This window comes from Acidilobus sp. (genome assembly GCF_049973875.1).
GTDB lineage: Archaea > Thermoproteota > Thermoprotei_A > Sulfolobales > Acidilobaceae > Acidilobus.
The window spans coordinates 1-19,977 of sequence record NZ_JBMFJI010000006.1; the positions used below are offsets into that span (position 1 = coordinate 1).

The window sequence follows — 19,977 nt, forward strand, 5'->3', positions numbered from 1 at the left end:
GTGGCCAGGAGGACCACGACCTACAGGGAGGAGCTGGAGAGGGCCACTGAGATAATAGGGGCGGTGAGGCAGAAGATAAACACGCTGCTTGATAAGGGCCTCATAACGATGCCTATGTGAGCTTTGTTAACGGCGCTGAGAGCGCCTCTCTAAGTAATGACACAAACTTGTCCAGCAGGGCTTTAGTCACGTGGGGCATTACAACAACCCTTATGCCAGGCACCAGGCCGCACTTATAGACATAGACTCCTTCCTTGGCAAGCGCTCTCATTAAGCCATCATCGCTGGCATGCTCTATGCACACAACAGGTACTTCGGGGTCCACGGGAGTCTCAAGACCTAAACCTTTAACTTCATTCAGTAAGTACCTGGTCCTCTCCATGAGTTCCTGGGCCTGCGCGGCATAGCCGTCACGCCCCATGTACTTCACGATGGCCCAGGTGGCCGCCACAGGCCCCCCGCTCCTGGTCCCAAAGAGGCCCACCTGGTGCCCCGCGGGATAATACTCAGCCTTGAAGTCGAGGGGCTTAAACCAATCTTCATCCCTGACTATCAGACCGCCTGCTGGCAGCGGGACAAGCCCAAGTTTGTGAGGGTCAAGCGTGGCGCTCATGACTGGCCCGTTTTGAAACCCAAGCTTTCTGTTGGGGTAAACGAAGGGGGCCACAAGGCCGCCCAGGGCAGCATCGACGTGAACTATGGAGTCGCACTCAGCGGCCACGTCAGAGACCTCCTCAACGGGGTCTATAGTGCCCACTGATGTAGTGCCTACAGTAACTACTACAACGCCTGGGCCGTTTGCCTTGCAGAGGGACCTGAGGGAGGCTGGGTCCATCCGATACTCCTTCATTTTAACTTCAACAGGCTTCATTCTGAGCAGGTGGGCGGCCTTAGTTATAGAGTGGTGCGCGGCGGCTGTGTAGTAGACAACGTTGAAGCCGTGCTCCCTCGCAAGGTAAAGGGCCGCCAGGTTGGACTCGCTGCCGCCGCTGGTTATGTAGCCTGTGCACCTGCTGCCGCCCAGGTAGCTTCCGAGCTCCTCTATGGCCTCCTCCTCCAGCTCCCTGAGGGGCCTGTAGAGCTCCTCGTCGTTCACATTGAGCCCCTGGAACATGTCGAAGGCTACCTTAGCTAGCGGGTGAGGAGGGGTGGTCATGGAGCCCAGTATCCCGTCCCTGTAGTGGATGGGCACCGACCTGGCCACTTCGGCAAGCCTAGACATTATGTCCTCCAGCTTCACGGCTTTCCCTTTAAGGGGGTGGACCCTTAGTTTTTATCGCTAAGCTACTACGTCACGGCAGGTTGCAGTGATGACCCACCTGCAGGGCATATATTACAATTTTATTACATTTGGTCTTCGACGCGGTGTAACTCAAAGTGCTACGCGCCTCCCATAACTTTAACCCCAAGGTACTGGAGCCCGCACGGTATAAACCTGAGCGCCCTGAGGTTTGAGTAACTTCTGCCCCACATGCTTACGTACTTAGAGCTCACCCTGTCAAGGAGCGAGAGCTCATAGTCTGCTAGCCTTAACTCAGCTGACCCTGCAAGCTCAGCGACCCTCTCAGGCTTAGTGGTGCCAGGTATGGGAACGGCGCCCCTGCTGACTATCCATGAGAGGGCCACCTGCGCCTTTGTAACTCCATGGGACGCAGCTACCTTGGCCAGAGCCCCCTGAAGCTCTAGGTCCTGGGAGGCCGCCCTGAACCTCGGGTCCATCCTTTGGACGCGCCTGGTCGCTGCGGCGCCCGCGAGGGCTCCCTTGGCCAGCGGCGAGTAGGCTATGATACCGATGCCCAGCCTCTCCGCTGCCCTGGACACGTCAAGCTCAGGAGTCCTGAAGGCAAGGCTGTACTCCACCTGGTCACTCACTATCTCAGCTGACCTGAGGCAGCTCGCCGCCTCCTCAAGCATGCGCCCAGGGAAGTTGGAGACCCCTATGAACTCCGTCAGCCCCTTCTTAACTGCGTCCTCAAGCCCCCTCAGCGGCTCGCAGAGGGGCACCCACACAGGGGGTGGCCAGTGAAGCTGAAGCAGGGACGGCCTTAGGCCAAGCCTTCTGGCGGAGGCCTCTGCAGCCTTAACCACAAGCCACCTTAACGGCCTGAAGCCTGCGACCTTCGTGGCTACCACTATATCATCAGGCCTGAGCCCAAGGACCTTTACTGCGTCGCCCAGGGACCCCTCGCTCCTCCCCATTCCATAGACCTCGGCCGTGTCGAAGAAGCTGATGCCATTGTTAACGGCAGCCCTAACTATATTAACGGAGACCCTCTCGCTGCCCTTCCACGAGGTTGAACCTATCTCCCAAAAGCCAAGGCCTATGGCACTGACCTTAGGGCCTCCTTTGCCAAGCCTCACATATATCATGACGTTTCAGCTCTCGCAGGTCTCAGGGCTTACCTAAGGGCTAAGAGTTTGAGCTTTTGCCACAAATCAAATTTTACCCTGAAGCAGCACATATTTGGGGGGACTTAATGATTGAGATCAGGAAGCTGAGCGATCCTTCGGAGCTGTCTCAAGTAGTCGAGGTTCAGCTCTCCGCCTGGGGAATGGACAGGTCGCAGTGCGAGGCCGTGCCGCTCCACATGCTTAAAGCCATGGTTGATAACGGCGGCCTAGTGCTGGGAGCCTTCGACGGGGACAGGCTTGTGGGCTTTTCGTTGGGCTGGTTTGTAGAGACTCCCGAGGGGCCATATTTCTACAGTCACATGACGGGCGTGGTAAGCGAGAGGAAGTACAGCGGCCTAGGCACCAGCCTCAAGCTTGCCCAGAGGAGAGAGGTTCTAGCTGCAGGGGTCAGGCTCGTAAAGTGGACCTTCGACCCGCTGCAGAGCCTTAACGCGCGCTTCAACCTTGGCAAGCTTGGAGCCGTTTTCACAAAGTATAAGGTCAGGTACTATGGTTATCTTCACGACTCGATAAACGCTGGCCTCGAGACGGACAGAGCCGTGGCCGAGTGGTACCTCGACAGCAAGAATGTTATTAACAAGATATCCGGTGTTGCGAGGACCCCCTCCCTTGAGGAGCTGGTCGAGTTGGGGGCCCACGTGGCTGTAGCCCCAGTTGGCCCAAGGGGAAGTGAGGAGCCCGAGGAGCCGGACCTTAGCAGAAGCCCAGCGGCAGTTGCCATAGGGCTTCCTTACTCGATATCTGCCCTGAACTCCGTGAACAGAGAGCTCGCCTCCAGGTGGAGGGAGGTCACGAGACAGGCCTACCTTAAGTACTTGGGCGAGGGCTACGTGGCCTCGGACTTCACATGGGACGAACATGGACATGGCTACGTGATAATGGTAAGGGAGAGCCTAAGCGAGGTCCTTGACGGGGTGAGACCGTGGAGCTAAGGAAAGTCGAACTCATAGAGGTCTGGGTTAAGTTAAAGTCGCCCTTTGAGACAAGCTTTGGGAGGACGGAGGAGAGGCCCGCCATTCTAGTCCGTGTTGAAGAGAAGGGCGGCGAGGTCGGCTGGGGAGAGGTGGTAGCGGACTCAGGCCCATGGTACAGCTATGAGACCAACGAGACCGCATGGCATGTAATAAGGGACTTCATTCTGCCACAGCTGAAGGGTGACATCACTCCAGGGAATTTCACCGCTTTAGTAAGCAGGATAAGGGGTCACAACATGGCCAAAGCCGGCGTCGAGATGGCCCTGTGGGACCTCGCCGCCAAGCTCGAGGGGCTGCCGCTCTGGAGGTACATAGGAGGGGTCAGGGACAAAATAGTGAGCGGCGTCAGCGTCGGCATACAGCCCTCGCTGCAGGAACTGGTAAAGGTCGTTGACGGCTATCTTCAGCAGGGCTACGCAAGGATAAAGATAAAGATAAAGCCAGGCTATGACGTGGCCCCAGTCAAGAAGCTGAGGGAGACCTTCGGAGCCAACTTACCCCTTCAGGTTGACGCTAACGCCTCCTTCAGCCTGAGCGACGTAGAGGTCTTCAGGAAGCTGGACGAGTACAACCTGCTCATGATAGAGCAGCCCCTGGGCTGGAGGGATCTCGTGGATCACGCTGAGCTGGCCAGGAGAATAAGGACGCCCATATGCCTTGACGAGAGCATTACAGACCTAGACGACGCCAGGAAGGCCTACCAGCTTGGCTCGGCCATGATAATAAATGTGAAGCCCGCCAGGGTAGGGGGCCTCGGCGAGACCCTGAGGATCCACGACTTCTGGTATAGGCAGCTGGGAAGGCCCATATGGATAGGAGGCATGCTCGAGACCGGCGTGGGTAGAGGTCACCTGGTGGCGGCGGCAACGCTCGAAGGAGTCAAATACCCTAATGACATAAGTGCGAGCTCCAGGTACTATGAAAACGACATAGTAGAGCCTCCCTGGGAGCTTAACAGGGACGGCACCATATCAGCACCTACGAGAAGTGGCATAGGAGTTGAAGTGCTTGAGGATCAGGTGCGCAGGACGGCCAAAAGGCTCTACCAAGCGTCATTTTAGTTATACTTACATATAATTTTAGCTTAAACTTGGCTTTTTCTAACGTGTGAAGCTACCGTGAGGCACGTGCTTGTGGGCGGCGTGGGCTTTGTGGGCATAAACTTAGCCGCTGAGCTCAAAGGAAGTCATGAAGTTGTGGTGGTGGCCAGGAGGTCCTCCATGAAGCGAAGGCCAGGCCTCTCAAATGACTTAAGTAAGATGGGCGTAGACGTGGCTGTGCTTGACTCCATAACACCTGAGGCCTTAAGTAAACTGGGAGGGGACGTGTACTATCATATAGCTGGCAAGATCAGTGGGAGCTACAGGGAGTTCGAGGAGGCTCACGTAGGCCTCCTAAGGCAAGTGATCCAGGCCGCGTCTCAGGTCAGCGCGAGGGTCGTTTACGTAAGCTCCACAGCGGTGGCGGCCGAGCTAAGGGGGGTGCCGAGGGGGTCCCTCGTTGAGGAGGAGGACGAGCACCTGAACCCTAAGGTGTTCATTCACAGGACCCCTTATGAGGTTACGAAAGCTGAGGGCGAGAGGCTCCTCGTCTCGGAGGGCAGGAGGCTGGGCGGCAGGTGGTCCATAGTTAGGCCGTCCCTGGTCTTCGGTCCCTGGGGCTACGAGGCCCAGTGGAAGATAACGCTGTGGGCTGCGAAGCGCGGACTTACGCTGAGATTTGGTTCAAGGAACATGGTGTACTCAGGGGACCTGGCCAGGATACTTGCCATGGCTGGCTCAGGCGCCTTTGATGGAAGGTGGGTCTACGCCAACTGGCCCTTCGACGTCGATATAAGCGACGTGGGTCAAACAATCTGCAGGATGCTTAGGAAGGGCTGCCACGCGGTGAGCGCCAGGTGGGCGATCAGGCTCGCCGCGGCTGTGCCATCATCGCCGTTTAAGATGATGTACCGCATGCTTTCAAACAACTACAAGTATTCCAGCAGGTACTTGAGCGACTTTAAGTTCACGCCGTTGGAAGAGGCCGTCTCTAAGTTCATGGAGTGGGCCTCGGGACTCACTCACGCTTAAAACTCCCGCTGCTTGTTGATAGGAGGGTTTAGTTGAAGGCAAGCCCCATAATCGTTGCCATAGATGGCCCCGTGCTTGGCAGCTGCCAAGGTCTGGTAAAGATTATGACTGACCTAGGGAACGAGGTAGTTGGTTTCAAGGTTGGCATCCCCTTCATTATGCAGTGCGGCCTTGAGCCGCTCGCCGCGGCTAGGTCAAGAATTGGAAACGGCCTGCTAATAGCAGACCTCAAGCTTGCTGACATAGGTGATATAATGGTCAGAGTAGTCTCGCTGGTGAAGGATTATGTTGACGCCGTCATCGCCCACTCCTTTGTAGGCTACAAAGGAGCCCTTGACGAGGTCTCCGAGAAACTTAAGGAGTGGAACATAAAGCTAATACTTGTGACCTCGATGAGCCACGAAGGGTCGCAGGAGCTCTATGACAGGAACCTGGACCCTATTATAGACGTAGTGAAAAAAGTGAACCCATGGGGAGTCGTGGCCCCAGCAACGAGGCCTGGCATAATCTCGCTTGTAAGGAAGGCCCTCGGTGCTGGCGTGAAAATACTTGCTCCTGGCGTCGGCGCCCAGGGAGCAAGGCCTGGAGATGCTATCTGCGCCGGAGCGGACTATGAAATCATAGGGAGGAGCATAACTGAGAGCCCAGACCCTAAGAAGGCCGTGGAGCTCATAGCCCTCGAACAGGAGGAGGCCCTAAGGAGGTGCCGCAGATGAGTGGCATCATAGAGAGGCTTCTGCTCAACACCGGTGCCGTGCTCTTTGGCGAGTTCAGGCTCACCTCTGGCAGGGTAAGTCACGTCTATATTGACCTTAGGAAGGTCATAGGGCATCCTGAGGCCTTTAGAATGATATCGTTAGAGCTGACCCACAAGGTCATAGAGGACGTGGGGGGATGCGGGAACTGCGCTGTGGTGGGGATTGCAACCGGAGGAGTGCCGTGGGCCACCGCCGTTGCCCTCAGCTTAGGACTTCCCTTGGCTTACATCCGTCAGCCTAAGGGACATGGAACCGAGAAGGACCTTGAAGGAGCTGAGGTCAAAGGCATGACAGCGTTGCTAATAGATGACGTGGCTACCACAGGTAGCAGTCTCTCCTTTGGCGTCAGCGTTCTCAGGTCTCACGGGGCTGGGGAGGTAATCGGGGCTGTAATTGTGGACCGTGAGCAGGGGGCCAGAAGATCCCTGGAAAGCATGGGAGTCAAGTTACTCTCGGTGACCACGCTAAGGAACGTACTCGAGGAGGCCAGAAAGCTTGGCATGATAAGTGATGAGCAGTTAAACTCTTTAGCCGGCGAACTTTGGGGGACTACGTAAAGGCCTTCAGAGCAATATTTACAGGTATCTAGGCTGAATTCAAAAATAAGGCATTAAGACCAAGACAGCTTTGTGCAGCCAATCAATGTCGCGTTGTCTAACAGTCACGAAAAGTGACTGTTAGTCACGATGAAGGCCGAACTCTAGGATGTACGGCAGTTTACTCGGCTAGATAAGACTATAAACACTTTAAAGTTCAGGCCACCTCACTTTTTGTGGGCATTTTGCCCTGGCGCAGTCGTGACGTAATAGACCCAAGGGACTTCACAAGGGAGGACCTGGAGATTCTTTTTGAGGAGGCCGACAAGATGCGCCGCCAGCTTTCCTCTGGCAGGGTAGCTAGGACCCTCGAAGGGAAAATAATAGCCACGGCGTTCTTTGAGCCGTCGACTAGAACGAGACTCAGCTTCGAAGCAGCGGCCAAGAGGCTCGGGGCTGACGTCATAGGCTTCTCCGCCGAGGAAGCCACCAGCGTAGCTAAAGGGGAAAGCTTTGTTGACACTATTAGGATGTTGGATGGCTACGCAGACCTAATAGTGATTAGGCACAAATATGAAGGCGCAGCTGCTCTCGCCGCCGAGGTCGCAAGGGTGCCAGTAATTAACGGAGGTGATGGAAGCCAGCACCACCCAACTCAGGCAATGTTAGACCTTTATACCGTGAGGGAGCTCTTCGGGAGCGTTGACGGTCTTAACTACCTCATAGTTGGAGACCTCAAGTATGCGAGGACTGTCGCAAGCCTCCTGAGGGCGCTTTCCCTGTTTAAGCCAGCCTCAGTCATGTTGTCAGCGCCGCCGCAGCTTCAGCTAAGGGATGAGGTAAGGAGGGATGTGGAGTCCAGGGGCCTGAGGCTTGAGTACGTGAAGCTTGAGGAGGGGCTTTCCAGGGCGGACGTAATATATGTTACGAGAATACAGAGGGAGAGGTTCCCAGATCCTCAGGAGTACGAGAAGGTCCGCGGCAGCTATAGAATTACAAGGAGGCTGCTGGAGGCCTACGCTAAGGGCAGCGCCAAGGTGTTGCACCCTCTGCCTAGGGTTGACGAGCTGGCGGCTGATGTGGATAGTACTAGCTATCAGGCTTACTTCCTACAGGCAAGCCTTGGAGTGCCCCTTAGGATGGCCCTCCTTAACCTGATCTTAGGGGGTGAGGCGAGTTGAGCGGGGAAGGCCAGAAGGGAGTGCTGCTGGTGAGCAAGATAAGGGAGGGCACGGTCATAGATCACATACCAGCCGGCAGGGCGCTCGTGGTGCTCAAGATACTTGGAATAACTGGAAACGAAGGCTTCAGGGTGGCAGTAGTTATGAACGTTGATAGCGTTAGAATGAAGAAAAAGGACATAGTGAAATTAGAAGGTTACTACCCAAGGATAGAGGACCTCATGAAGGTCTCCTTGGTAGCGCCGGAGGCCACGATAAACATAATTAAGGACTACAACGTAGTTGAAAAGAGGAAGGTTGAGATACCTAAAGTAGTAGAGGGCGTGCTAAGATGTCCTAACCCTACTTGTATATCAAGGAAGCCTGGGGAGCCCATAAGCAGCAGGTTCCTGCTGGTCAGCGGGTCACCCCTCAGACTCAAGTGCCATTACTGCGGCACAGAAATAGGAGAAAACGATGTTATAGGGCAGCTTGTAGGTGGTGGGCGAAGCTGAAGGATCACGAGCGCGCCGTATCAGTTTGCGGCAAACTGATTGACTCGCGAGGCTTCCTGGGCAGCGGCTGTGTTAACATAGGCAACGATGGAGTCATAAACTCTATATCTAAGATCCCAAGAGGGGACAAGGTATACTCCTATGAGGGCGAGGGCGAGTACATAGCGCCGGGCCTAGTGGACATTCACGTTCACTTAAGGGGCCTTGAGCTATCATACAAGGAAGACGAGGCAACGGGCACCAGGGCAGCGCTTTCCTCAGGCATAACTCTCGTAGCGGATATGCCTAACACTAAGCCAAGGCTTTCAACTCCTGAGGCCATAGAGCTTAAGCTCAGCGAGCTTGCCGAAAAATCGTTTGTAGACCATGCCGTTTACGCGGGCGTCCCTGACTCGCCCGAACTCATAACGAAGATACTAAACCTTGCGGTTGCTGGCTTCAAGATTTTCCCGGAAGACTTTATGAAGAGGTGGAGCAGCGTTAGGAAGATACTTGGACTAAGTAACGTGCTTGCTATAGTCCACCCCGAGCTTCCCGAGGCAGACAGGGTATGGGACGATGATAACTATGAGAGGGGGGAGCAGAGGGGCTGCTGGATGGAGGGGGCTAGCCTTTATTACCTCTCCGAAGCCGCGGCCAAAGTTCACATAACTCACGTGTCATGCCTGGGCACCTTAAGGTTGGCCAAGAGCATGGGCTTCAGCGTGGACACGACTCCACACTACTTGCTCTATGACTACACGTTAGGAGGCTGCTACTTCAGAGTTAATCCTCCGCTCAGGGACCCTATTACAAGGACTTTAATGATGAAGGCCCTTACTGAGGGGCTCTTCGACGCCCTTGCAAGTGACCACGCGCCGCACTCGCTGGGCGAGAAGTCCGCGTGGCCTCACTGCCCGGTGGGGATACCCTGGCTTGGCCTATGGCCTTGGTTGCTTTACAGGCTCGTCAGGGCCCACGCGCTGGGCAGGTCTGAGTTCCTGGGATTGTTAACTTCCGGTCCCGCTAAGATATTAGGCCTTGGAGCCCGTTACGGCCTTATCGAGGTAGGTTACAGGGGCAACTTAGTCGTAGTCAGCGAGAGCCCCTCAAGGTTCCTATCAACCTACAGCAAAGCGCCTTACGGCCACGCCTTTATGGAGGAGCTAGCGGCAGTCCCTAGGGCAGTCTTCATCGGAGGTCAGCTCGCCGCCGAAGAGATGGAGGTCACACTTAAGCCCACAGTGCTTAACCCTTTCAGCAGGAGGGGAGAGATTGAACCTTGAGGTAAGGGTGGCAGGCCTAGAGCTGCAGCACCCGGTTCTGAACGCCAGCGGCATCATGGGCGAGAGCCTTGACGGCCTCCTCGCTATAGGGAGATCAGGCGTCAGCGCGCTGGTTACGAAGTCTTACACGCCCTCCCCAAGGCAGCCTTACCCTATGCCAAGGGTGCTTCACTTAGACGTGGGCTCGTTAAATGCCGTAGGTTTGGCGAACCCAGGCATAGAGGGCTTACGGGATCACATGAGGGCGCTCGTGGGGCTTGGAATCCCCATAATAGTCAGCGTCGCCGGCTCTCTTCCCGAGGACTTCGCTAAGGTCGCTGCCGTCGCCGAGGAGGCCGGAGCTGCCGCGGTAGAGCTTAACCTAAGTTGTCCTCACGTTGAGAAGATGGGCCTAGATATAGGTATGGATCCCGTGATGAGCAGGAAGGTTGTAAGCGCCGTGGCTTCAACAGTTAAGATACCGGTAATAGCTAAGCTTGGCATCTCTGATAAGATGGTCGAGACGGCAGAGGCCTCACTTGAGGCCGGCGCTAAAGGGCTCACGCTAATAAATACCGTGAGGGCTATGAGGATAGACATTTACAGCCTAAGGCCTGCTCTTGGTCATGGAATTGGGGGCCTCTCCGGCCCAGCAATTCACCCAATAGCTGTAAGAGCCGTTTATGAGGTCTACAGGGAGCTTAGGCCTGACATATTTGGCGCTGGCGGCGTGGAGCGCTGGGAGGACGCTGTAGAGCTTATCCTGGCTGGGGCGAAGGCTGTTCAGGTGGGCTCAGGGCTCGTAAGGAGGGGCCTTCAAGTAATAGGTGAGATAAAGAGGGGCATAGCTGATTACATGAGCTACATGGGCTTCAGGTCACTGACGGATATGGTGGGGGCAGCAGCCCACCAGTGACCCAGGGAGTCAGCCAAGGCTCAGAACGGCATTTAATAGTGTTTGAGAGTTTACAGGATCTTGAGTGAGGGTTGATGGGCTCAGGCGAACGCCATACCAACTTCAGGGCTTTCCTTATAGCTTCGGCAGCCCTTGTGGTAGTCCTAGTTCTGGAGCTTCTGAGAGGAGTTGATGGCGTAGACCTCATAAATCAGGTAGTTCTCAGGGACGTAGGGCCTGACAGGCAAGTGATAGTGGAGGGGATCTCCTACACTGCGAGCTTAGAGGTGTTCGCCGTGCTCACCGCTATAGCCTACTTTTTGGACGTGGGGGTCCATAGGAGCGCATCAAAGAGAATAACATCATTCGCAGTTGCTATTATCTTCTCAATGATAGTGACGACCATACTTAAAGCGTACGTAATGGAGCCGCGCCCCCACGAGCCATTCATTTACTTTGGGCTTCTGGGTAGCCTTTTGAACGCGGACTACTATGGGTTCCCCTCAGGGCATACCGTGAGGGTTACGGTTCTCGCATATTACTTTACAGCAACGCCATCAATGAGGAGGAAGGGGCTCAGTTATATCGTAATGCTCTATGCCGCGGTGATAATGTTCACCAGGCTCCTTCTGCAGGTTCACTGGCTGTGGGACATAGTGGGCGGCATTGTGGTGGGCGCGTGGTCGAGCATCCTAGTTAACGGCATCGGTGAGAGGCTATGGGTGCCCCTTTACAACGCCACGCTTGGCCGTCTTAGCTTTTTGAGGCTAAGGCAGTGATGCCTTAAAGGGTTATATTATGAACTTCACTTCCCGCCTTAGATGAGATATAAGGCTTCACTGGCGCACACCCACAGAGGTCCGGGCAATGCAACAAAACAACAAGTTCATAGTTGACGCGATGCTGGGCACCCTAGCCAAGTGGCTGCGAATGATGGGATACGACACGCTTTACTCCAAGTCATATAACGATGCTCAGATACTAAGCATAGCTGCAAGGACCGGTAGGGTAATAATCACCAGCGACAAGGGTCTCCACAGAAGGGCTGAAAAGCTGAGGCTAAAGGCCGTTCTTCTTCCTGAAGTAGACGTAGCTAGAAACCTTGCTAGGCTTGCCAGTGAGGGACTCATAGAGCTCAGGGCTGACCCCTCAATAAGCAGGTGCCCGATATGCAATGGACCCCTGAGGGAAGTCACCGATAAGAATATTATAAGGGGCCGCGTTCCTCCAGGGGCCTTAGCTAGGTACGGCAAGTTTTATGTGTGCGTTAAGTGCGGTCATGTGTACTGGGAGGGCGGCCACTGGAATAATATAAGGAAGATAGTTAACGACGCCCGGATGCTAGTTCAGAGCAGCAAGGTCATAAGTGAAAGTGACGAGAAAAAGTCCTTAAGTGGCTAAATGTAGAAAGCCGTTGGTGCTTGGCGCTTAGCTTATCATTACATTTTAACTGGCAGGGAGCCAAAGGGATCTGGTGGACGCTATGACCGCAGAGCCCCTGGTCAGGGACATAATGCACACCCCGCCAGTTAAGGTTACCCCTATAACGCCGGTTAACGAGGCAGCCCAGATAATGATGGACAAAGGCGTAGGCTCCCTCATTATAGTTGATGACAACGACAACCTCATAGGTATAGTTACTAAGACCGACATAGTGAGGGAGGTGGTTGCTAAGGGGCTATCCCGTAACGTGCCCGTAGGCAATATAATGACGAAGAACCCCTACTTCGTGCTTGAGGACTATACGGTCAAGGAGGCCGCTGAGCTCATGGGGACCCATAACATAGGGCATCTTCCGGTTCTCTCCAGGAACAACATGAAGCCTGTCGGCATGATCTCTAAGAGGGACATAATAAGGTTGGCGCCGCACTACATAACCTTAGTGTACGTGCTGCAGTCCCAGGTAGAGAAACGCTGAAGGGGCTTTCGTTACTTACCAGGGCCACTGCCTGCCATCATGAATTATCCTTCTGAGCGACGTTGGGAGAATTATGTTCTTGGCCGCGGTTATATGGCGGGTTGCCTTGGGCGGCAGGAGCTCCCCAGACATGGCGGCCCTAACCACGAGGTCCTTGGTGGGCGGGGGAGGTATAACTATGAGGCCCGCGAGCGACCTTGTAGACGTCGAGACGCCTCTTAGGGTAAAGCCCAGGGACTCGAACTTCTTAATATCGTAATATGAGTCCAACCCCTCAAGCCATACCATAACAGAGCCGTCGTGACGGTCCTTGCGCTTCGATACGGCAGCCAGCCTGCGAAGCTCCTCGAGTGCCTCGCTACTATATGGGTAGCTCCTCACCCATCCGAGCAACTTTACTTCGTCAGAGTTATAATCTATAATAACGACGGGCGCGTAACGGGCTCCAAGTCTCTTCAGCGACTCTAACCTGTGGGCGCCGTCCACTAAAATCCACGAATCGGCGGCGACTACCAAGGGCTTGGCCATGACCATGCTCCTCGTTACGCTCTTCAGGACCTCATCAACGCGCCCAGGAATGAACATTTCATGGGGCCTTATAAGATCTACTCTAACCGAGGCTATGCTTACCTTAAGCGCCCTCCCAACAGCAAAGGCTCATCAGCTCCACACCTAGGGCAGCAGTGAAAAATAGGAAAATAAGCATTTGTCAGGCTAGCCTAGGGCCTCTCAAAGGAGCAGGTACGCTTATAAACCCCGCTAGGCCAGCCGTTCTTGGCCCTTTCCTGGAAACAGGGGAGGGCGCGTAACTAGCGAGAGTGTGTGAAGTGTCGGGAGAGGGTGGAGAGTCCCCTCGCAAGGTTTCTAGCCTTCGCGAGGGTGAGGATAACATAGACATAAAGGTTCGTGTTTTGAGTGTTGAGCCTCCAAAGACTATACACACGCAGAGAGGAGACAGAACAATAAGCGAGGCCATAGTAGGCGACGAGACGGGCAGAATAAAGCTCACAGCGTGGGGGCAACAGGCAGGCAAGCTTAACGAGGGCGACGCCGTAGAGCTGAAGGGCGCGTGGACCACAAGCTTCAAGGGGCAGGTGCAGCTCAACATAGGCAGCAGGGGGTCCATAGAAAAGATAGACGATGGTGAGGTGCCAAAGGCTGAGGAGATCCCGGAGAGCACGCCAAAGGCTCAGTCTACGGGGTATAGACCACCGAGAGGAGGTTCAAGGAGGTTCGGAGGTCGCCGCAGTTTTGGAGGCAGAAGGCCTTCAAGGAACGAGGAGAGTAATGAGGAGAGTAACGAAGAAGGCGGGGAGGAGTTCTAAGGACACTACTGAAGTGGTCTAAGGCCTTTCTTTTTAACACCGTTTTAGTGGCTTCGCGCAGTTTTTCGTGCACGCATCTTAACAGCGTTTGCCAAAGGCTACAAATGGCTGTTTTTAACGCGTGTGCTGTAGGGAAAAAGGAGGAGAGCAGGCCTTGACTCTTAGCACAGTCAAGGGCTCCACGTTCTTAGAGAAGGGGAGCCCTGCGACATTATTCTATACTGATAGGGAGACGGGAACGGTCTACGTTGTTGATCCTGGCCAAGGGGAGGACAGGCCAAGGGCGCTTAGGAGGGACCTGGAGAAGCTCGGGGCGGGGAGGAAGTCTGTCCTTGTCACTCACTATCACAGCGACCACTTATCTGCCTTAGGAGAGCTGCAGGTCGACGAAATAGCAATGAGCAGCCTTGACGCTCCCGTAGCTAGAAATCCAGAGCTCAGGGTAGTAATGACGTTCGGCTACCCGGTTAACCCAGGCGACAAGCTCCTTACGTTCCATGGTCCTCCTATCAAGGTTGACGTGGAGATACCCCCTGAGCGCGACAGCTACGGCCCCCTTAAGCTCGTAAGGCTGCCGGGCCACACGGACGGCCAGGTGGGCGCTATAACTCCAGACGGCGTCTTCTATGTGGCAGACGCGCTCTTCGGTGACAGGGTGCTTGAGAAGTATGGCGTCCCGTATCACAGGATGCCCTGCGCCGCGGAGAGAAGCCTGAGAACCATAGAGGAGCTTGAGGGCAAGGTCGACTTTATAGTGCCTTCGCATGGCCCTTTAATTAAGGCGTCGGATGCAGGCCCCTTCATAGAGGCTAATATCAGAAGAATAGAGGAGACTGAAGAGGTAATCCTAAACGTCATGTCAACGTCGGCTACCATAGAGGACATAGTTGCTGCGCTGCTAAAGAAGTTCAAGTACTCTGAGCTAACACCTGACGTGCTGATGCTGCTGGAGGCCACGGTCAAGGGCTATATAAGGTGCCTCAGGGATGAGAACGCCGTAGAAGTTGAAGTCGGTGAAAGGGGGCTGAGCTTTAGGGTCTCTGCGAAGCCCTCAACGGCCTGACCCTAAACGCGGCTACCCTGACGCTTCCCTCAGGCCCCTCTGGCTCCTTGAGCTTCTCTATCTCAACATCAAGGCCCTTCTCAAGCATTATGTACCTCAGGTCGTCAATCCAGTCATAGAGGCCGCAGGTCTCGCAGTAGCTTCCATCAAACTTGACGTAGTAGGTGTCGCCCTTCCTGGTAACGAGCCTGGCAACTGCCTCAGGGGACCTGTACCTGTTATACTCCTTGATGGACTCTTTGACGACTAGTTTTACATCACCCATGCTACTGGCACCTTGGCCTTAATCCATCGAGGGCGGCCTTAGCCGCGGCCGCCGGGTCTGAGGACTTAGTTATTGCGGAGCCTATAATTATTATGTCGGCGCCGGCCGCGGCCAGGGCGCTAACATCTGAAGGCTTTATGCCCCCTGCGACTGCCACCGGCCCGCCGAAGACCTCCTTGGCCCTCCTCACTATATCGGTGGCCTGCGCCGCAGTTATGCCTAGGGCCCTCTGGACGTCGATGCCTATGTGTATTACGGCCACGTGGGCGCCCGCGCCTTTGGCCTTCTTAAGCCATGAGTCAAGTTCCGTGAAGCCTATCAAGTCAACGTAGACGTCCTTCCCAGCGGACTCAGCCTCCCTGACGGCCTCCTTAATGGTCTCCTCGCTGCTGGCCGCCAGGACGCTCATGGCGTCAGCGCCGTGCTCAAAGGCCAGCTTGGCCTCAAGGCCGCCCACGTCGGCAGTCTTGGTGTCCGCCATCACGAGATGCTCCCCGGGGAGCGACCTGAGTATGTCAACGCTTCTCATGCCCTCGGACTTTATGAGGGGCGTCCCGGCCTCAAGTATTACAGCAGGTCCCAGCGACGTGAGCGAGCCCACCCTCACGGCATCCCTAAGGTCTGTGAAGTCAAGGGCTACCTGGAGCAGGTGGCCGCACTCCCTTAACCTCTCAACTAGGCTTCCCAAGCCCCGCACCTGCCTTTCACGGAGGGACGCAGGATTATAGCTTGATTGAGGCAGCAACGCAGGCCTTTTAGCTGAGGCTTATATAGCGTGTGAGGCCTAAGGGCGAAAAGCTTAGAGATTTAGGGTATTACGGCTAAGTGAAGCCTGGGGTCGGTCGGGGTCTTAGCAGTTGCTGCTGGCACACATGTCAGATGTACACCTTGGCGCCAAGAAATACGGCGAGCGTATAATATACGAGGACATATTCGTGGCCTTTGAAGAGTCTTTAGAGGCCGTGAGAAGGGATCACGCGGAGGTTCTCGTTATATCAGGCGACCTCTTTGATGCGCCGCATCCCGATAACACTACGCTTGTGAGGGCGCTCAAGTTGATAAAGAATTTCGTATCTCACGGCATAAAGGTTGTGGCAGCTCACGGGGAACACGACACGCCAGGAAGGAGAGAGCACAGCCTCCTGTCGTTGATGTCCGAGGCAATAGAGGGCTTCTACGCCCCCTCTCTATTGGGAGCGGGCAATTTAACTGGGTCCCAGTTAGTGGACCTCACCACGGTTAAGTTAAATGGAGTGGCATTTATGGTGTACCCGTTCTTTAAGGTGAGCATAGACGAAAAGAGGGAGCTCTACAGGAGGCTGGGCCCCCTCTATGACTCCCGCGCTAGGGAGCTGAGGAGGGATGGCATTAAGTCCGTCTTCATCGCTCACATGCCTGTTGATCCCGTGTTCCCCTTTGTTGACGAGACCGTCACCTCCGTAAGGTCCTTCCCCAGGGTCAGCTACGTAGCCCTAGGCCATATACACAAGAGGGAGATAAACTATGAGAAGTTCGCTGACGGAAACCTGTGGTATGCCTACCCTGGGTCCCTGTACCCGCTCGACATAAAGGAGGCCAGGGAGACGCATAAGAGGGGTCCGCTCCTGGTGGACCTCTCCTCTGATGAGGCGACAGTCAGCGAGGTTCCTGTAACTGTGAGGGAGCACTACGTAATACCGGTCACAATAAAGGAGCCAGGCTCGGTATATTACGACTTGAAGGGCGCTGTATCGAAGATTATGAAAAGCCCCAACTCCCAGCCCTTGGTTCACCTTGACATAACGGCGCTTCCAGGAATTCCAACGAGACTGATAGAGGCGGAGGCCAACAGGATAGCCAAGGAATTCAACTTAATAGTCATACCTCACGTTACGAGGGCCGTAGATGAAAGTGCGAGCTTGCCCAGGGGCGAGGCGAGGACTAGCATTGACATAGTTAAGATGCTACAGGAAATAGTGGGAAACGACGAGTTCACAGCTAAGGTAGTGCTGGAGCTGGCGGCGGCAGCGGCCGAAGGCGAGGAGGACGCTGTGGACTCGGCCCTCGAGAAGCTGACGTCGTGGCCTAAGTCTCTTGAGATCCTTAGGAGGCTGAGCGCCTCATGACTTACATAATAAGTAAGCTGACCCTGGGCAACTTCCTTAGCCATAAGGACACTACGATCGAGCTACCCAGGGGCAGCATCGCCATAGTCGGTCAGAACGGCGCCGGTAAGACGAGCATGTTCGAGGCCATTTACTATGCCCTCACAACAAGTGGGTGGAGAGGGAAGCTATCCAACCTTGTCAGGACAGGCTTTTCCAAGGCCTCCGTCGAGCTAGTGCTCAAGGATATAGATTCAGGGAGCGAGGTCAAAGCCATTGCAAGTATAGAGAAGCGCAGGCAAGAGTCGGCCACATCAGGCTATAGGCTAACTATAGACGGCAAACTCGTCGCGAGCACGGCTTCAGACTACAGGGAGGAGATGGCCAAGGTCCTCGGCCTTCATGGAGTTAACGACTACAAGGGCTTCATAGACTCTGCGGTGATCATAAAGCAGGGAGGCCTTGAGGAGATAGCGTCAATACTTGCCCGCGAGGAAAGCAAAAGGCTTAGGGAGCTTGTGGAGACAGCTATAGGGATACCTCAGCTCAGGTCTGCGGCCGAGAACATAAGGTCGCACACCATAAGGGCTTCCAGAAGCGACGGCACAACGATAGCCTCCGTTGAGGTAGGTCCAAGGAGAAGGTCCGAGGTCGCCATGATGCTTCAGAGCGTCAGGAAGGTCAGGCAGGAGAGGCTCTCTGAGCTTAGGGCCCTTGAGGAGGAGCTCGGTAAGCTTAAGGGGGAAGTAGAGAGGCTGGAGGCCGACATTAGGGAGCGCGAGGCTAAGGTAAACAGCCTCTGCAGCTCGCTCGGCGCTATACCAGAGCTTGAGCAGCAGCTGAAAGAGCTTGAGCAGCAGCTGGCCGGTAAGTCGAGGGAGGCTGGGGAGCTGGAGCTCAAGTTGAAGGAGCTAGAGCGCAGGGTTCAGGAGGCGGGGAAGGCTAAAGAGCTGGCCTCGCTGGAGCCCCAAGTCAAAGAGGTGGACTCGCTTAACGCCGAGATAGCAGGCATTTACAGGGACTTAACCGAGTTGAGGTCTGCGGTCGACGCGTTAAACGACGTTGAGAGGTACGAGAATGGCTATAGGCGGTACACGGAGCTCAGGACAAAGCTTGAGGACGTGCTGCGCAGGAGGGAGATGGAGCTCACGAAGTCCTTGAGCAGCGCGGAGGCCGCCGTGTCCCAGGTTAACTTACTCAGGTCGCAGATAGACGACGTCATTAAGCGGCTGGGCTCCCTGGTTGGGGCTTCTATATCAGCCTCGCCAGAGGGCCTGGAGTCGCTGCGGCAGAGCGTTGCGAAGCTCACAAACGACCTTGAGTCGCTTCGCAGGAAGCAGCAGGAGCTTGAGGCCAGGCTTGGATCAGTGAGGCAGAGGGCCCTGCAGCTTAATGACATAGTTAAAGTCCTGGGCACCAGCGGCGAGGCCAGGTGCCCTGTCTGCGGCTCACCACTCTCGCCTGAGAGGAGGGAGGAGCTGCTGAAGCACTTTGATAATGAGAGGAAGGAGCTCGCCGCTGAAGAAAGAGCTGTCTCAGAGGAGCTTGAAAGGGTCAGCAGCTCCATCTCGGAGCTTGAGGACAGGGTTCGCACCGTTCAGGTGCTGGAGGCCCAGCTTGAACGCTTGATGGATTCGCTTGCTAAGGTTAAGACCATGGACGTGGAGTCCATAAAGAGAGAGCTTGAAGAGGTGACCAGGGAGGAGAAGGAGATAAAGGACGAGCTCAAGAGCTTGGAAGGGGAGTACTCGGCTTACGTTTCTGCAAAGAACAGGCTCCTGTCGCTCGGAGTCAAGGATGCTGAAGCCGCGAAGGAGCTGAGGAGCAGGTATGAGAGCTTGGCCAGCGAACTTAAAGCCAAGACAGATGCCAGGGACGCCGCGATCAAGAGGCTGCTCGAGGCCACAGGGGCCCCCAGCTATGAGAGGGCGAAGAATGCCATAGCGGACGCTGCCAGGAGGGTTGCAGAGCTTCCATCACTGCTGGAGCAGCTTAACATAGTGAAGTCCCGCCTGGGCGACTTAACCTCAGAGCGGGCGCTACTGGAGTCAAGGATAGGTGAGGTCAGGGCAAAGCTGGAGTCCCTCAAATCGCAGGCTACAGTCTGCGAGGCTGAGAGGTCAAAGCTGAATGACCTGAGGAACGCCTACACCAAGTTAAGCGCGCAGCTGGCTTCCGTGAGCTCGCGCATTGAGCAGGCCAGGAAGGAGGCCGACAAGGCTTACGAGGAGGAGCAGTCGCTGTCCAAGGCATTAGATAAGCTTGACGCGGCCCTTGGAGCCGTTGAGGCGCTTGAAAGGCTTGAGAGGACCCTCTACAGGAGGGCTTTAGTTAGCCTTGAGAATGAGATGAATGAGATATTCAGGGTCTTCGGGCTGGACTACGCAAGGGTCGAGGTTAAGGAGACGGAGGACGCGTTCTACTTCGTCGTCGTTGACAGGCAGGGCCGTGAAAGGCCAATAGCAAGCCTTAGTGGGGGCGAACAGATAGTAATAGCGTTGGCTTACGTGCTCGCCCTCAACAGGATGATGCACTCCAACATAGGGTTCCTGCTGCTGGACGAGCCCACAGACATGCTTGACGACGAGAGGAGAAGGGCCCTGGTCGACGTGCTCGGCAAGCTGACTGAGGAGGGAGGGCTGCAGCAGCTCATAGTGATAACTCACCACATGGACCTAGTTGATAACGTAGACAAGGTGTGCTCTGTGGAGAAGGGCCCCGACGGCGTTTCATCTGTCAAGTGCGAGGGTGATTGA

Annotated in this window: 21 protein-coding genes; 16 read left to right on the top strand and 5 right to left on the bottom strand. The window is 55.3% G+C overall.

From position 1 onward, the window contains the following. Window positions 1-112: 112 nt before the first annotated feature. Window positions 113-1,240 carry a tyrosine decarboxylase MfnA gene (gene mfnA / locus ACP5H1_RS03390; protein ID WP_427971705.1) on the bottom strand — a complete coding sequence of 376 codons (1,128 nt, stop codon included), beginning with the start codon at window positions 1,238-1,240 and terminating at the stop codon, window positions 113-115. A gap of 140 nt (window positions 1,241-1,380) precedes the next feature. Continuing rightward, window positions 1,381-2,370: an aldo/keto reductase gene (locus tag ACP5H1_RS03395; RefSeq protein WP_427971708.1), complete on the bottom strand. Its 990-nt coding sequence runs from the start codon at window positions 2,368-2,370 to the stop codon at window positions 1,381-1,383. Window positions 2,371-2,477: 107 nt separating this feature from the next. Here ACP5H1_RS03395 and ACP5H1_RS03400 point away from each other — a divergent pair, with 107 nt between their 5' ends. The 12 genes from ACP5H1_RS03400 (at window position 2,478) to ACP5H1_RS03455 (ending at window position 12,484) form a co-directional block, all read left to right on the top strand. Beyond that, on the top strand, window positions 2,478-3,344 hold the full coding sequence (locus ACP5H1_RS03400; protein ID WP_427971711.1) for a hypothetical protein: 867 nt from the start codon (window positions 2,478-2,480) through the stop codon (window positions 3,342-3,344). Further along, window positions 3,335-4,447, top strand: coding sequence for an o-succinylbenzoate synthase (gene menC, locus ACP5H1_RS03405; RefSeq protein ID WP_427971712.1), 1,113 nt, complete (start codon window positions 3,335-3,337; stop codon window positions 4,445-4,447). Before ACP5H1_RS03400 ends, menC begins: the two co-directional genes overlap by 10 nt. A gap of 57 nt (window positions 4,448-4,504) precedes the next feature. Continuing rightward, window positions 4,505-5,458 (top strand): NAD-dependent epimerase/dehydratase family protein, encoded by a 954-nt coding sequence (locus ACP5H1_RS03410; protein WP_427971714.1) that lies wholly within the window; start codon window positions 4,505-4,507, stop codon window positions 5,456-5,458. 32 nt (window positions 5,459-5,490) lie between these two features. Further along, entirely contained in the window at window positions 5,491-6,174 is a 684-nt protein-coding gene (gene pyrF / locus ACP5H1_RS03415) for an orotidine-5'-phosphate decarboxylase (protein ID WP_427971717.1), read from the top strand. Further along, entirely contained in the window at window positions 6,171-6,773 is a 603-nt protein-coding gene (locus ACP5H1_RS03420) for an orotate phosphoribosyltransferase (RefSeq protein ID WP_427971720.1), read from the top strand. Before pyrF ends, ACP5H1_RS03420 begins: the two co-directional genes overlap by 4 nt. Window positions 6,774-6,988: 215 nt before the next feature. After that, on the top strand, window positions 6,989-7,933 hold the full coding sequence (gene pyrB, locus ACP5H1_RS03425; protein ID WP_427971722.1) for an aspartate carbamoyltransferase: 945 nt from the start codon (window positions 6,989-6,991) through the stop codon (window positions 7,931-7,933). Beyond that, window positions 7,930-8,427: an aspartate carbamoyltransferase regulatory subunit gene (gene pyrI, locus ACP5H1_RS03430; RefSeq protein WP_427971725.1), complete on the top strand. Its 498-nt coding sequence runs from the start codon at window positions 7,930-7,932 to the stop codon at window positions 8,425-8,427. Before pyrB ends, pyrI begins: the two co-directional genes overlap by 4 nt. After that, window positions 8,355-9,692: a dihydroorotase gene (gene pyrC, locus ACP5H1_RS03435; RefSeq protein WP_427971728.1), complete on the top strand. Its 1,338-nt coding sequence runs from the start codon at window positions 8,355-8,357 to the stop codon at window positions 9,690-9,692. The genes pyrI and pyrC overlap by 73 nt, the downstream gene beginning before the upstream one ends. After that, entirely contained in the window at window positions 9,682-10,587 is a 906-nt protein-coding gene (pyrD, locus tag ACP5H1_RS03440) for a dihydroorotate dehydrogenase PyrD (RefSeq protein ID WP_427971730.1), read from the top strand. Before pyrC ends, pyrD begins: the two co-directional genes overlap by 11 nt. A gap of 74 nt (window positions 10,588-10,661) precedes the next feature. Next, window positions 10,662-11,345 carry a phosphatase PAP2 family protein gene (locus ACP5H1_RS03445; RefSeq protein WP_427971903.1) on the top strand — a complete coding sequence of 228 codons (684 nt, stop codon included), beginning with the start codon at window positions 10,662-10,664 and terminating at the stop codon, window positions 11,343-11,345. Between the two features lie 88 nt (window positions 11,346-11,433). Continuing rightward, window positions 11,434-11,967 carry a Mut7-C RNAse domain-containing protein gene (locus ACP5H1_RS03450; RefSeq protein ID WP_427971731.1) on the top strand — a complete coding sequence of 178 codons (534 nt, stop codon included), beginning with the start codon at window positions 11,434-11,436 and terminating at the stop codon, window positions 11,965-11,967. Window positions 11,968-12,049: 82 nt separating this feature from the next. Next, complete coding sequence (locus tag ACP5H1_RS03455) at window positions 12,050-12,484, top strand: CBS domain-containing protein (protein ID WP_427971905.1); 435 nt, start codon at window positions 12,050-12,052, stop codon at window positions 12,482-12,484. A 15-nt stretch (window positions 12,485-12,499) separates the two neighbouring features. On the opposite strand, the gene ACP5H1_RS03460 is transcribed toward ACP5H1_RS03455, so the two are convergent. Beyond that, a complete protein-coding gene (locus tag ACP5H1_RS03460; RefSeq protein WP_427971734.1) occupies window positions 12,500-13,069 on the bottom strand; it encodes a ParB N-terminal domain-containing protein in 570 nt (189 codons plus the stop codon). A gap of 242 nt (window positions 13,070-13,311) precedes the next feature. Here ACP5H1_RS03460 and ACP5H1_RS03465 point away from each other — a divergent pair, with 242 nt between their 5' ends. Further along, entirely contained in the window at window positions 13,312-13,809 is a 498-nt protein-coding gene (locus tag ACP5H1_RS03465) for an OB-fold nucleic acid binding domain-containing protein (protein WP_427971737.1), read from the top strand. 154 nt (window positions 13,810-13,963) lie between these two features. Next, window positions 13,964-14,872 (top strand): MBL fold metallo-hydrolase, encoded by a 909-nt coding sequence (locus tag ACP5H1_RS03470; protein WP_427971740.1) that lies wholly within the window; start codon window positions 13,964-13,966, stop codon window positions 14,870-14,872. On the opposite strand, the gene ACP5H1_RS03475 is transcribed toward ACP5H1_RS03470, so the two are convergent. Together ACP5H1_RS03475 and ACP5H1_RS03480 are read right to left on the bottom strand one after the other, a co-directional pair. Then, a complete protein-coding gene (locus tag ACP5H1_RS03475) occupies window positions 14,841-15,137 on the bottom strand; it encodes a hypothetical protein (protein WP_427971743.1) in 297 nt (98 codons plus the stop codon). The genes ACP5H1_RS03470 and ACP5H1_RS03475 overlap by 32 nt on opposite strands. 1 nt (window position 15,138) lies before the next feature. Then, on the bottom strand, window positions 15,139-15,825 hold the full coding sequence (locus ACP5H1_RS03480; RefSeq protein WP_427971746.1) for an orotidine 5'-phosphate decarboxylase / HUMPS family protein: 687 nt from the start codon (window positions 15,823-15,825) through the stop codon (window positions 15,139-15,141). A gap of 184 nt (window positions 15,826-16,009) precedes the next feature. Here ACP5H1_RS03480 and ACP5H1_RS03485 point away from each other — a divergent pair, with 184 nt between their 5' ends. Both ACP5H1_RS03485 and ACP5H1_RS03490 read left to right on the top strand, forming a co-directional pair. Beyond that, entirely contained in the window at window positions 16,010-17,242 is a 1,233-nt protein-coding gene (locus tag ACP5H1_RS03485) for a metallophosphoesterase family protein (RefSeq protein WP_427971749.1), read from the top strand. Then, window positions 17,239-19,977 carry an AAA family ATPase gene (locus ACP5H1_RS03490; RefSeq protein WP_427971752.1) on the top strand — a complete coding sequence of 913 codons (2,739 nt, stop codon included), beginning with the start codon at window positions 17,239-17,241 and terminating at the stop codon, window positions 19,975-19,977. The genes ACP5H1_RS03485 and ACP5H1_RS03490 overlap by 4 nt, the downstream gene beginning before the upstream one ends.